This window comes from Streptococcus sp. 2020WUSS089, from assembly GCF_044427405.1.
Lineage (GTDB): Bacteria > Bacillota > Bacilli > Lactobacillales > Streptococcaceae > Streptococcus > Streptococcus hashimotonensis.
This window is the reverse complement of the sequence record NZ_JAOTGD010000001.1, coordinates 331,264-343,971: the sequence shown is the minus strand read 5'-3', so window position 1 is coordinate 343,971 and position 12,708 is coordinate 331,264. Positions and strand designations below refer to the sequence as shown.

Below are 12,708 nucleotides of genomic sequence, written 5' to 3'. Positions count from 1 at the left end.
GGAGAATATGGAGCGAACCAAGAAAAATACAAAAAGAAAAATAGTGGATACTGTTATGGGGGTCGTTCTGGCCTGTGGTATCGGCATTCTCTCCTATCCATTCATTAGAAATAGTTTGAATGACTTGATGAACCAACAAATCATTCAACATTACCAGCAGCAAGCAAATCAAAAAAGTACCGAGGAATATCAACAAAAATTAGCCGAAATGGAGGCAAAAAATAAGCAATTTGCCTATCAAAATATTTCTCCCGGATTTGATCCGTTCTCCGAAGAGGCCAAAAAAGTTGAAGATTTAAAAACGGTCTATGAAGACCATGTTTTGGGCGTTATTTCTATCCCTAAAATCCAAATCAGATTGCCTATTTTTGACCAAACCAGGGAGGACTTTCTCGCGCGTGGCGCAACCTATCTAGAAGGGACCTCCTTCCCAATCGGTGGAGAATCGACGCACTCGGTTATTTCTGGACATCGTGGCTTGACCGAAGCTAAATTGTTTACAGACTTACCAGACCTGGTTGAAGGGGATAGATTTTATATTGAGCTCAAAGAGTCTGAAATTCATGCCTACCAAGTAGACAAGATTCAAGTTGTTGATCCTAGTGACGTTAGTAGCCTACAGATTGTTGAAGGACAGGATTATGTCACGTTGGTGACTTGCACACCTTATATGGTAAATAGCCACAGGATTTTGGTTAGGGGACATCGTATCCCATACAAAGCGGAGATAATGGAAGCAGAAGTGAAGCAAGTCGCGGTCCTTCCAGTCAATTACATCCCTCTATTTATTGGAATACCTCTTTCATTTATCTTTTTGGTTATATTGTTAAAGAAATGCTACGGAAAAATGAAGCCGTCGCGTAAAAGTCATAAGAGAAATTAATCCAGCTTGGCTTCTTTAAATAATGTCTTTAAACTCGTGAAAAACAGTTGACACCCCTGTTTTCATAATATAATCTCCAATTTATGTCTTTCGTCTTCCTTTTGTTACTTAGGGATGATTGTTTTCTTCTTTCCGAATACCGATAATTTTTCTTTATAGAGTAAGAGTAAGCTGAAAGACCCTAGCAAACAGTAACTGGTTTTCACGTGATAAAAGAAACAGAGTGCCTACTCTCCGACAGGAGGTGGGCACTCTGTTTCTTTTTTAAAAGGTGTAATCTTTCAGAATCTCAATAGACTCAATTTTTACATCTGTTTTAGGTTTATCGCTATCATCTGTTTCGACGGAAGCGATTTTATCTACGATGTCCATCCCTTCGATGACTTGACCAAATACGGTATGCTTGCCATCTAAGTTTGGGTTGCCTCCGTTTTTATAAGCATCGATGATTTTACCAGGATAGCTAGAACTAGAAAGTTGGCTAGACATGTCTGTTGTATTTTGATTGATGAAAAACTGACTTCCATTTGTTCCTGCACCAGCATTTGCCATAGAAAGTGAGCCACGAATGTTATAAAGGAAAGCTGAAATCTCGTCTTTAAAACCATTTCCAGCATCGATAGTAGTATCTTTTCCGGCCCAGATAGACTCTCCACCAGTACCATTTCCAAGAGGATCGCCACCTTGAATCATGAAATCCTTAATGACACGATGGAAAATCGTTCCATTATAGTATCCTTCCTTGGCATGGGTCAGAAAGTTTTCCACAGTTAGTGGAGCTTGCTCGGGGAAGAGTTTTATAGTGATGTCGCCTTCGGTTGTTTTTATTTTAACAGCAGCCTCATTTTCACCAATTTCATTGGAAAGTTGGGGGAATGTAGCTTTAGGATTGTTAATGGCGTATGCCAAATCTTTGGCATATTGGCTAGAAGCAGTTGTATCAGCTGTCGTAGTCGAGCTTGAACTAGAGCTAGATACTGTAGAAGATGAGCTATTAGCTGTCGAGTTGTTTGTGCAGGCAGTTAGCAAGATGCTCGAAGCTAGAGCAAGAGCTAGTATTTTTTTCATTGAAAATCCTTTCTTGTCTTGTTCAAAATTATGCTCATTCTACCATGAAATATGGATTTTTTCAATTTTTATCTAGTATAAAAAGTGTATCTAATTCAACAATATGATATACTATATTCACAAATGTAAAAAGGAGAATAGTGATGTTTGAGAACTTGTTTGGCCCAGATGGAAGCCTAGTATGGCATACGGTCCTTTTCTACAGTTTTTCTGCAATCATATTAGCGACGGTTTGTTTCCATATTATTAAAAATTTTATGGAATGGCACCATAACAATCAGGCCCCAAAAGAATCCTACAGGGCCAAGCTTGTCTCAAAACGAACTCATGTTTTTGGTAATGAAGTAGCACGAACCAATTATTATGTAACGTTTGAATGGGAGGGAAGACGGCAGGAGTTCCGTGTACGCTCGGATGAGTATGCCCTCTTGGCAGAGGGAGATGTAGGCAGACTGCATTTTCAGGGGACTCGCTTCCTAGGTTTTGAACGGCTCTAAGAGTCGTTTTTCTTTTGAAAATATCCCTACATAGTGTATAATGGTCTGAATAGATATTCGTACAACACAAAAGAGGTATTTAAAATGATTCAATCAATCGGACAGGTTATGCTGTATGTCAATAATCCTGAAGCAGCCGCAAAATTCTGGAATGAAAAAGTTGGCTTTGAGCGTGTAGAACGCCAAGAACAAGGTCCGCAAGTTTCTTATGTTATCGCGCCAAAAGTAGATAGCGATGTTCAATTTGTTCTTCATGATAAGGCAGCAGTTGCTGAAATGCATCCAGAGATGTTTCTTGGTATTCCATCCATCTTGATGGCATCTGCAGATGTTGAAAAAACCTACCAAGAATTTATCGAACGCGGTGTCAATGCCAACCCAGTTATGGATCTTGGATTTATGAAAACTTTCAACTTTAGCGACGAAGAAGGCAACTATTACGCAGTACAAGAGGTAAAATAAATGTCAATTCAGAATCGGATTGAAGAAATGTACAAAGACCATGAGGTCAAGCCCTATATTTCCCCTGAACGTGACCTGGCAGCCTGGCTTTTGGAGGCCAAGCCCGTTCCCAAACGCAATATGATTCGGCTAGAAGAAGGTCTGCTGGCAGGGGACATTATCCTCCTCTGGCGTGTCAATTTTGGTACCTTTACAACTACGACGCCCTATTCCAAGTATTTTGAGTACATTTACGGGATCAACGGACCTGCCCACATGGAAAAGTTGTTGGCGGAAGGCTATGTTTATTTAGAGTCAGCCTTTGATTCGCTGGACCACATTACCTCCACTGCCAAGAAGAATATCCTCAAGGCAGAAGGCGTGACCGGTCTGTCCAAGATGAAGGCGGCCGACCTCGACACTGCCCTCAAGGACCACTTGACAGAAGAAAAACTAGCTCCCTACTTTGCTGTTCGTGGTTATGCCCTGACGGAAAAAGGCAGAGCTGCTCTGGAAAATCACCCAGAAGTCATTGACAAACACCCAAAGAAGAAGATGTAGACTGGCAAGGCTGGTCTATTTTTTCTTGACAGAAATCGTTATCAATGGTATTCTAATATAAAATATTGAAACGTTTCAAAAACAAAATAGAAAGGAGCAAACAATGGCAGAGCAAAAATCAATTACTATGAAAGATGTAGCTCGAGTTGCAGGGGTCAGTGTTGGTACGGTTTCTCGAGTTATTAATAAGGAACCAGGTATTAAGGAAAGCACACTTGAAAAAGTTCAGACTGCCATTCAGGAATTAAATTACATCCCAGATGTTTATGCACGTGGGATGAAAAAGAACAGGACGGAAACCATTGCCTTGATTATTCCGACAGTCTGGCATCCATTTTTTGGAGAGTTTGCCTATCATGTCGAAGTGGCCCTGAGCAAGAAGAATTACAAGCTCTTGCTCTGCAATATCTCAGGACCAAAGCGGGAACTGGACTACCTAACCATGCTCCAGCAAAATAAGGTGGATGGCATTATTGCAATTACCTACAGTCCCATTGATGATTACCTATCGTCCAATATTCCTTTTGTAAGTATCGACCGCACCTATGAAAACAAGGCAATCCCTTGTGTCAGTTCGGACAACCAAGCTGGTGCGGAACTGGCAGCGGATACCTTGATTGCAAAAGGAGGTCGCCATTTTGCCTTTATCGGCGGGCACAATAAAACCATCAATGAAACTAAAAAGCGTCGATTGTACTTTGAAAAGCGGATTTTAGAAGCAGGTTTTCCTTGTCAGGTCTTGGACTTGGAAGAGCCTTATGATGACTTTGTCGATCAAGTCGAAGTCTTTTTGCTTAAAAATCCACAGGTTGACGCCATTTTTACCATCAATGATTTTGTAGCCCTAGATACTCTTGCTGTCTTGGAAAAACTGGGACGACGGGTTCCAGAAGATGTGCAGGTGATCGGCTATGATGGTATTCAGTTGGCAAGCGAACGTTCTTTAGAACTTTCCACCATTCGTCAGCCTCTAGAGGCTATGGCCCAGGAAGCAGTTGCCTGTCTAGTCGATGTCATCGAGAAAAGGGAGCGTCCTCTCCAAGTTACGTTACCAATTTCTTATGTGGACGGAAAAACTACAAAAAAATTTTAAAAAAGCAGTTGACAGAAAACGGTTACAATGATAAAATAAAATCATCAATAAACAGTTGGTTTTATTTTTACAAGAAAAATGAAACGTTTCAAAAAGAGGTTCGCATCCTCTTTTTGAAAGCAATGAATTTGAAACGTTTCAAAAAGGAGTTCTTATGAAAACATCAAAACTGCAACAAGTTGGGCTCTTGGATCGAATCAAGCAACAGAAACTCTTGTTACTGATGTTACTACCAGGTTTGGTCTTGACTTTCATCTTCCGTTACATCCCCATGTACGGGGTCTTGATTGCCTTTAAAGATTATAATCCTTTAAAAGGGGTGCTTGGTAGTGAGTGGATTGGGTTTGAAGAGTTTACCAAGTTTCTCTCTTCTCCAAATTTCGGCACCTTACTTGCCAACACCTTAAAATTGAGTGTCTATGGTTTGCTCTTGGGATTTCTCCCACCCATTATTTTGGCAATCATGCTCAACCAACTATTGAGTGATAAGGCTAAAAAACGGATTCAGTTGGTACTGTACGCACCAAACTTCATCTCGGTCGTTGTCATCGTCGGTATGATTTTCCTCTTCTTCTCAGTAGGAGGACCAGTCAACTCAATCCTTAGTCTATTTGGTATTGAAGCCAACTTCCTGACTGATCCTGACTTCTTCAGACCACTCTATATCTTAAGTGGTATCTGGCAGGGAATGGGCTGGGCATCAACGCTCTACACGGCTACCTTGGTCAATGTCGATCCGGCCTTGATTGAAGCGGCTAAACTAGACGGTGCCAACATCTTCCAACGAATCTGGCACATTGACTTGCCTGCATTGAAACCAGTTATGGTCATTCAATTTATCCTGGCAGCTGGGGGCATCATGAACGTTGGCTATGAAAAAGCCTTCCTGATGCAGACCTCCCTCAACCTAACCAGTTCTGAAATCATTTCAACCTATGTCTATAAAATCGGTTTGGTGTCAGGTGACTACTCTTATTCAACAGCGGTTGGTTTATTTAACGCCCTTATCAATATTATCCTGCTGATTGCAGTCAATAAGATTGTCCAACGCATTAACGACGGACAAGGCTTATAGGAGGTTCGTATGAATACACAAATGTACACAAAATTTGACAAGCGAATGCTGATTGTCAATAAAATCTTGCTGGCATTTCTTGTTCTCATAACAGTTGTGCCTATGACTTACATTTTAGTAGCTTCCTTCATGGACCCACAGGCCTTGGTCAGCAAGGGAATTAGCTTTGATCCAAAGGACTGGACAGTAGAAGGCTACCAACGAGTCTTTTCAGACAAGTCTATCCTACGTGGATTTTTCAACTCCCTCTTTTATTCTTTCTCCTTTGCCTTTGTGACTGTAGCCATTTCGGTCATGACTGCCTATCCTCTCTCGAAAAAAGACTTGGTCGGGAAAAAATGGATCAATGCCTTCCTAGTCTTCACTATGTTCTTTGGTGGTGGCCTTGTTCCGACCTATCTCTTGGTCAAAGATTTGGGAATGTTGAACACCGTTTGGGCCATTATTATCCCTGGTGCAGTCAATGTTTGGAATATCATCTTGGCACGAACTTATTTCCAAGGCTTACCAGATGAGTTGGTAGAAGCAGCGGTAATGGACGGGGCCAATGAATTTCAGATTTTCTGGAAAATCATGATCCCGCTGGCAAAACCAATTATGTTTGTCCTCTTCCTCTATGCCTTTGTCGGTCAATGGAATTCTTACTTCGATGCCATGATTTACATTAAGGATCCAGACTTGGAACCGCTCCAACTCGTGCTACGGAAAATCCTCATTCAGAGTGAGCCTGCCAAGGATATGATTGGTGCCCAGGCTGCCATGAATGAAATGAAACGAATCGCAGAAATGATTAAGTATGCGACTATTGTCATCTCTAGCTTGCCACTCATTGTCATGTATCCATTCTTCCAGAAATACTTTGACAAGGGTATCATGGCTGGTTCATTAAAAGGTTAATAATACTCTTCGAAAATCAAAATCAGACGTTGTTGACTTGATTTGATGAGTGAAAAGATCCAGTGGATCTTTTCAGCCTGTTCCTTGAAATATAAAAGGAACAGAGTTCTATCTGCGTGAGTAGAAACGAACTACGTTCGCTCTATCTCCAACCTCCAAAGGTTCCCCAAACCTTTGGAGCTAGTCTGTTTTTGATTTTCATTGAGTATAAGTATCAATTATTTTTAAGAAAACAAAATAGGAGGTTGTTTCTGATGAAACACAAATTTGGAAAAACAGTTGTTACGCTTCTTGCAAGTACCGTTTTATTGGCTGCTTGTGGTTCAAAAAATACCGCATCAAGCCCTGATTATGAATTAAAGGATGTTCAGTTCCCTTTGGAAAAATCAGTTACGCTTAAGTTTATGACTGCAAGTTCGCCCTTAGCTCCAGCAGATCCGAATGAAAAATTAATTTTCAAGCGATTAGAAGAGGAAACAGGCGTTCATATTGACTGGACAAATTATCAGTCAGACTTTGGTGAAAAACGGAACTTAGATATTGCTTCAGGTGATTTGCCAGATGCTATTCATAATGACGGGGCTTCTGATGTGGAATTGATGAACTGGGCGAAGCAAGGGGTTATCGTACCAGTTGAAGACTTGATTGATGAGCATATGCCAAACCTCAAGAAAATTCTTGATGAGAACCCAGAATACCGTTCAATGATTACGGCTCCAGATGGACATATCTACTCATTCCCATGGATTGAAGAATTGGGCGAAGGTAAGGAATCAATTCACACCGTTAACGATATTGCTTGGATTAACAAAGAATGGTTGAACAAACTCGGTCTTGAAATGCCAAAAACAACGGATGACTTGATTAAGGTCCTTGAAGCCTTCAAGACCCAAGATCCAAACGGAAACGGCAAGGCGGATGAAATTCCAATGGGCTTCATCAATGGTGGAGGAAATGAGGACTTCAAAATTCTTTTTGGTGCATTCGGTGTAGGTGATAATGATGACCACTTAGTTGTCAGCAATGACGGAACTGTTGACTTCACAGCGGACAATGAAGACTACAAAGAAGGTGTTGAATTTATGCGCACCCTTCAAGAAAAAGGTCTTCTAGATCCTGAAGCGTTTGAACAAGATTGGAATACTTACATCTCTAAAGGAAGTGAAAATCTCTACGGTGTTTACTTTACTTGGGATAAGGCAAATGTGACAGGTATGAACGATACCTATGACATCTTGCCAGTCTTGGCAGGTCCTGATGGAACCAAGCACATCACTCGTACAAACGGTATGGGCTTCCAACGTGACCGCATGGTCATCACATCAGCTAATAAAAACTTGGAATTGACAGCCAAGTGGATTGATGCCCAATACGCTCCGCTCCAATCTGTCCAAAACAACTGGGGTACTTATGGAGATGAAAGCCAACAAAATATCTTTGAACTTGACACAGCAACTAATAGCCTCAAACACCTACCATTGAACGGTACAGCTCCAGGCGAATTGCGTCAGAAGACAGAAGTTGGTGGACCTCTTGCTATTCTTGACGAATACTACGGCAAAGTAACCACCATGCCAGATGACGCTAAATGGCGTTTGGACTTGATGCACGCTACTTATCTTGACTATGTAACCAACGATGATATTTACCCTCGTGTCTTCATGGAACAAGAAGATTTGGATAAGATTGCTCAAGTTGAAGCAGATATGAACGACTTCATCTACCGCAAACGTGCAGAATGGATTGTCAACGGCGGTATCGAAGAAGAATGGGATAGCTATTTGAAAGAATTGGAAAGCTACGGTCTATCTGACTGGTTAGCTATCAAGCAAAAATACTACGATCAGTACAAAGAAAATCAGTAATCAAAAAGGAGGCTGCCTGTGAAAACAGTTGAAAAAGCCAATGCATATATTCAAGCAGAAAAAGTAACCCTTGATCCGACATTTAGACCAGAGCGTCATTTTGTTCCAGAAATTGGCTGGATCAATGACCCAAATGGATTTGTCTATTTCAAAGGAGAATACCACCTCTTTTATCAATTCAATCCCTATGAAAGTGTTTGGGGACCAATGCATTGGGGCCACGCCAAAAGTAAGAACTTGGTCAACTGGGAACATCTCCCAGTTGCCCTGGCTCCAGACAAGGACTACGATAAGGATGGCTGTTTCTCGGGCTCTGCTATTGTCAAAGAAGATACCCTATGGCTCATGTACACGGGCAACATCGTCAATGAAGATGGGTCTGTCAGACAGGTGCAGAACATGGCCTATTCGACAGACGGGATTCATTTTGAAAAAATCGCACAGAACCCTGTTGCGACGGAGGAACTTCTACCAGAAGAAGTCATCGCCAATGACTTCCGTGATCCGAAGATTTTTGAGAAAGACGGCCGCTATTACTCCGTCGTAGCGACCAAGCATAAAGACGGTGTCGGCTGTATCGTCCTACTTGGCTCTGACGATTTGCTGGACTGGCAATTTGAGTCCATCTTCTTAAAAGGTGAGGCCCACCAAGGTCACGTTTGGGAATGTCCTGATTACTTTGAAGTAGATGGGCAGGAGTACCTGATTGTTTCGCCGATGCGCTATCAAAAAGAAGATAATGACTTTGTCAATATCAATTCCAATATCTTTGTGACTGGTCATGTGGACTGGGACAAGAAAGTCTTTGTGGCAGATTCCTTCAAGGAAATCGACCATGGGCATGATTTCTATGCAGCTCAAACAACTGAAGGTCCAGAAGGGGAACGTGTCATGATTGCCTGGATGCATACATGGGGACGTCCGCTTGTAACCAATGACTTGGGACATAAGTGGTATGGTCAAATGACCCTACCTCGTCTACTTAAGCAAGGTGAGAATGGACTCAGACAGGTCTTGCCAGCAAGTATCTTGAACAGCTTTGACGACATTGAAATCGGTCAAGTTATTCAAGGTCCAAGCAAATTCTCCCTCAAACTGGACGACAGTCTAGACTTGAAACTGGGGACTGACCAAGACTATCTTCAATTTGGCTATGATAAAGAAAGACAAGAAGTCTATATCGACCGCAGCTCTCTCAAGATCCAGCAAGCTGGTGAAGAGGAATGGTCAACCGTTCGTCGAGCGGTCACTGTTCAAGCGACAGAGCTAGAGGTCTTGGTTGACACCAACTGTTTGGAAATTTTTGTTAACGATGGTCAAGAAACCCTGACATCGACCTTCTACGTAGAAGGTCAGATTATTCTAAACGCTCTATAATATTATTTGCCCTCTTAAATTATTCTTTCACTCCAAGAGAAACCCTGTATTTGCAGGGTTTTTTCTATCATGAAAATTCTTCCCAATTATGATAAAATAAAGAGATTGAGAAAGTTGAGGTATCTATGAGAAAGACAAGAAAAAAAGGAAAGGCTACGAGGCGCCCAACCAAGGCAGAATTAGCACAGCAAGAACGTGTTAAAAATATCACCCTTCGAGTATTGGGGCTTTTATTCATTGTCTTTGCAGCCAGTCGCCTAGGTGTGTTTGGAGTGACTAGCTACAATATTTTCCGGCTATTATTTGGTAGTCTGGCCTATCTATTATTGGCAGGTGCATTTATCTACCTTCTTATTCCCAAAGTCTTACGCGAAAGAGAAGGGACCATATCGGGCTTCTGGCTGATTGTTATCGGGTTATTAATTGAATTTCAGGCTTATTTAGACTGGACCTATCAAGGGAGTGACCTATTCGGTCATACTCTAAAATTGGCCTTGTCAGACCTAGCTAAGTTTCAGGTAACAGCATTTCTAGGCGGAGGGATGATTGGAAGTATCTTCTATCTGCCAGTCTCCTTCCTCTTTGCAAATGTCGGTTCCTTCTTCATCGGTCTTCTAGTGATAGCATTTGGTATCTTTTTTGTAAGCCCATGGTCTGTTTATGATGTTGCCGATGGCTTGGCGGTTGCCAAAGATAAGTTGGCGGAGACGCAGGTAAAAAGAGCAGAGCTTCGAACACAGAAGAAAGCAGAACGAGAAGAAAAACGTCAGCAAGAATTAGCTCGTCTAGAAGAGGAACGCCTTCGTCTAGAGGAAGAGGAAGAGTCAGCTCGGGCTTTGGCACTGGTAGATAGACATGTCGATTTAGAAACAGGTGAAATCCTAGAAGAAGAGCCTGTTCAAGTACCGATTATTTCAGAATATGACCACTTAGACATAGAAGATGAATTTCCTATTATGTTGGCAGAAGATGACCAACCAGCACAATCAAACTCGGCAAGCCAGGATTCTGAACCAAATGAGTTTGAGAAGGACGAGGCAGATGTGCAGATTGATTTCAAGCCTAAGCAGAGACTAGCATATAAACTTCCGTCCATAGACTTATTCGCTCCTATAAAAGCTAAGAGTCAGTCCAATGAAAAACGGATAGTTCGCCAGAATATTAAAGTTTTAGAAGACACCTTTGCCAGTTTTGGAATCAAGGTGGTGGTTGAGCGTGCTGAGATTGGACCATCGGTAACCAAGTATGAAGTCAAACCAGCAGTCGGCGTCCGAGTCAATCGGATTTCTAACCTAGCTGATGACTTGGCTCTAGCTCTTGCGGCTAAAGATGTCCGTATTGAAGCTCCTATCCCAGGAAAATCTCTGGTCGGTATTGAAGTTCCAAACTCCGAAGTGGCTACAGTACCTTTCCGTGAGCTCTGGGAACAATCTAAAACAGACCCAGACAAGCTTCTGGAAATTCCTCTCGGTAAGGCTGTAAATGGCTCCGTCCGTTCCTTTAACCTAGCACGTATGCCCCATCTATTGGTGGCTGGTTCAACTGGTTCAGGGAAGTCTGTTGCTGTCAACGGTATCATCTCTTCAATTCTTATGAAAGCTGGTCCAGACCAAGTTAAGTTCATGATGATTGACCCCAAAATGGTCGAATTATCGGTCTATAATGATATTCCCCACCTCTTGATTCCCGTTGTGACCAACCCACGCAAGGCTGCTCGAGCTCTTCAAAAAGTAGTGGATGAAATGGAGAAACGCTATGAGTTGTTTAGTCAAATTGGTGTCCGAAACTTAGAAGGTTATAATGCGAAGGTCGAAGAATTTAATAGCCGTTCAGAAGAAAAACAGATTCCACTTCCTCTCATTGTGGTCATCGTAGATGAGTTGGCAGACTTGATGATGGTAGCCAGCAAGGAAGTGGAAGATGCCATTATTCGCTTGGGACAGAAGGCTCGTGCAGCAGGTATCCACATGATTCTTGCTACCCAGCGACCATCTGTTGATGTTATTTCAGGCTTGATTAAAGCCAATGTACCATCTCGTATCGCCTTTGCCGTATCAAGCGGTACAGACAGTCGGACGATTCTAGATGAAAATGGTGCTGAAAAACTCTTGGGCCGCGGTGACATGCTCTTTAAACCGATTGATGAAAACCATCCAGTCCGTTTGCAAGGTTCCTTTATATCCGATGATGATGTAGAAGCAATAGTTGGCTTTATCAAGGATCAGGCAGATGCAGATTATGATGAATCCTTTGATCCAGGTGAAGTGGCAGAAGGTGATGGCGATGCAGGTTTTGGTGATGCTGGAGGAGATCCACTTTTCAACGAAGCACGTGCCTTGGTAGTTGAGACACAAAAAGCCAGCGCCTCTATGATTCAACGACGCTTGTCTGTTGGTTTTAACAGGGCAACACGCCTCATGGAAGAGCTAGAAGCAGCGGGTGTCATTGGTCCAGCTGAAGGAACAAAACCTAGAAAGGTATTGGAAACACAATAATGAAATTTGATGCAGTTCATCATATTGCAATTATCGGTAGTGACCATGACAAAACAAGAGAATTTTATGTTGAAAAACTAGGCTTTGAACAGGTGGATGAACATATTCGCCCAGAAAAAAATGATATTCTCTTCAATGTCAAAAAAGGCAATCTGATCTTGGAAATCTTCATCAAACCAGATGCTCCGCTGAGACCAGCCATGCCTCATCCTGAACATACAGGTCTACGCCATCTAGCCTTCCAGGTTGCAGATGTGGAAGCCTGTCTGGAAGAGTTTGACCGTTTGGACATCCGACATGAAGTCCTGCGAACAGATGATTTTGATGGTAAAAAGATGGCCTTCTTCTTTGATCCAGATGGCCTCCCTCTAGAAATTCATGAATAAGTCCATCTTTTCATGTCCAGAGAGGCCTATCAATATGACAACTAATTAATATTCTTAGAAAATCAAAATC

12 protein-coding genes are annotated in these 12,708 nt (G+C 42.1%); 11 read left to right on the top strand and 1 reads right to left on the bottom strand.

Translation table 11 applies throughout. The annotated features are described in order from the left end of the window. The first annotated feature begins 7 nt into the window (after positions 1-7). Entirely contained in the window at positions 8-883 is an 876-nt protein-coding gene (locus ODU46_RS01595) for a class C sortase (RefSeq protein ID WP_205028648.1), read from the top strand. 264 nt (positions 884-1,147) lie between these two features. On the opposite strand, the gene ODU46_RS01590 is transcribed toward ODU46_RS01595, so the two are convergent. Continuing rightward, complete coding sequence (locus ODU46_RS01590; RefSeq protein ID WP_167786841.1) at positions 1,148-1,951, bottom strand: peptidylprolyl isomerase; 804 nt, start codon at positions 1,949-1,951, stop codon at positions 1,148-1,150. Between the two features lie 143 nt (positions 1,952-2,094). Between ODU46_RS01590 and ODU46_RS01585 the strand changes: the two genes are divergently transcribed. The 10 genes from ODU46_RS01585 (at position 2,095) to ODU46_RS01540 (ending at position 12,638) form a co-directional block, all read left to right on the top strand. Further along, a complete protein-coding gene (locus ODU46_RS01585) occupies positions 2,095-2,448 on the top strand; it encodes a DUF2500 domain-containing protein (protein WP_024376769.1) in 354 nt (117 codons plus the stop codon). 84 nt (positions 2,449-2,532) lie between these two features. Next, a complete protein-coding gene (locus ODU46_RS01580) occupies positions 2,533-2,910 on the top strand; it encodes a VOC family protein (protein WP_024407510.1) in 378 nt (125 codons plus the stop codon). Next, a complete protein-coding gene (locus tag ODU46_RS01575) occupies positions 2,911-3,450 on the top strand; it encodes a hypothetical protein (RefSeq protein ID WP_044682120.1) in 540 nt (179 codons plus the stop codon). Between the two features lie 103 nt (positions 3,451-3,553). Then, positions 3,554-4,543: a LacI family DNA-binding transcriptional regulator gene (locus ODU46_RS01570; protein ID WP_398579135.1), complete on the top strand. Its 990-nt coding sequence runs from the start codon at positions 3,554-3,556 to the stop codon at positions 4,541-4,543. 154 nt (positions 4,544-4,697) lie between these two features. After that, positions 4,698-5,618 (top strand): ABC transporter permease, encoded by a 921-nt coding sequence (locus tag ODU46_RS01565; protein ID WP_398579134.1) that lies wholly within the window; start codon positions 4,698-4,700, stop codon positions 5,616-5,618. A 9-nt stretch (positions 5,619-5,627) separates the two neighbouring features. Further along, on the top strand, positions 5,628-6,515 hold the full coding sequence (locus ODU46_RS01560; RefSeq protein ID WP_109371251.1) for a carbohydrate ABC transporter permease: 888 nt from the start codon (positions 5,628-5,630) through the stop codon (positions 6,513-6,515). Between the two features lie 254 nt (positions 6,516-6,769). Beyond that, positions 6,770-8,380 carry an ABC transporter substrate-binding protein gene (locus tag ODU46_RS01555; protein ID WP_395381917.1) on the top strand — a complete coding sequence of 537 codons (1,611 nt, stop codon included), beginning with the start codon at positions 6,770-6,772 and terminating at the stop codon, positions 8,378-8,380. A gap of 18 nt (positions 8,381-8,398) precedes the next feature. Next, complete coding sequence (locus ODU46_RS01550) at positions 8,399-9,757, top strand: glycoside hydrolase family 32 protein (RefSeq protein ID WP_398579133.1); 1,359 nt, start codon at positions 8,399-8,401, stop codon at positions 9,755-9,757. A gap of 125 nt (positions 9,758-9,882) precedes the next feature. Next, on the top strand, positions 9,883-12,252 hold the full coding sequence (locus ODU46_RS01545; protein ID WP_395381919.1) for a DNA translocase FtsK: 2,370 nt from the start codon (positions 9,883-9,885) through the stop codon (positions 12,250-12,252). Then, complete coding sequence (locus tag ODU46_RS01540; protein ID WP_398579132.1) at positions 12,252-12,638, top strand: VOC family protein; 387 nt, start codon at positions 12,252-12,254, stop codon at positions 12,636-12,638. Before ODU46_RS01545 ends, ODU46_RS01540 begins: the two co-directional genes overlap by 1 nt. Positions 12,639-12,708: the final 70 nt, after the last annotated feature.

Coding starts and splice junctions, on each gene's coding strand:
- ODU46_RS01595 (WP_205028648.1), top strand. CDS start 8: ATGGAGCGAACCAAGAAAAATACAAAAAGAAAAATAGTGGATACTGTT.
- ODU46_RS01590 (WP_167786841.1), bottom strand. CDS start 1,951: ATGAAAAAAATACTAGCTCTTGCTCTAGCTTCGAGCATCTTGCTAACT.
- ODU46_RS01585 (WP_024376769.1), top strand. CDS start 2,095: ATGTTTGAGAACTTGTTTGGCCCAGATGGAAGCCTAGTATGGCATACG.
- ODU46_RS01580 (WP_024407510.1), top strand. CDS start 2,533: ATGATTCAATCAATCGGACAGGTTATGCTGTATGTCAATAATCCTGAA.
- ODU46_RS01575 (WP_044682120.1), top strand. CDS start 2,911: ATGTCAATTCAGAATCGGATTGAAGAAATGTACAAAGACCATGAGGTC.
- ODU46_RS01570 (WP_398579135.1), top strand. CDS start 3,554: ATGGCAGAGCAAAAATCAATTACTATGAAAGATGTAGCTCGAGTTGCA.
- ODU46_RS01565 (WP_398579134.1), top strand. CDS start 4,698: ATGAAAACATCAAAACTGCAACAAGTTGGGCTCTTGGATCGAATCAAG.
- ODU46_RS01560 (WP_109371251.1), top strand. CDS start 5,628: ATGAATACACAAATGTACACAAAATTTGACAAGCGAATGCTGATTGTC.
- ODU46_RS01555 (WP_395381917.1), top strand. CDS start 6,770: ATGAAACACAAATTTGGAAAAACAGTTGTTACGCTTCTTGCAAGTACC.
- ODU46_RS01545 (WP_395381919.1), top strand. CDS start 9,883: ATGAGAAAGACAAGAAAAAAAGGAAAGGCTACGAGGCGCCCAACCAAG.
- ODU46_RS01540 (WP_398579132.1), top strand. CDS start 12,252: ATGAAATTTGATGCAGTTCATCATATTGCAATTATCGGTAGTGACCAT.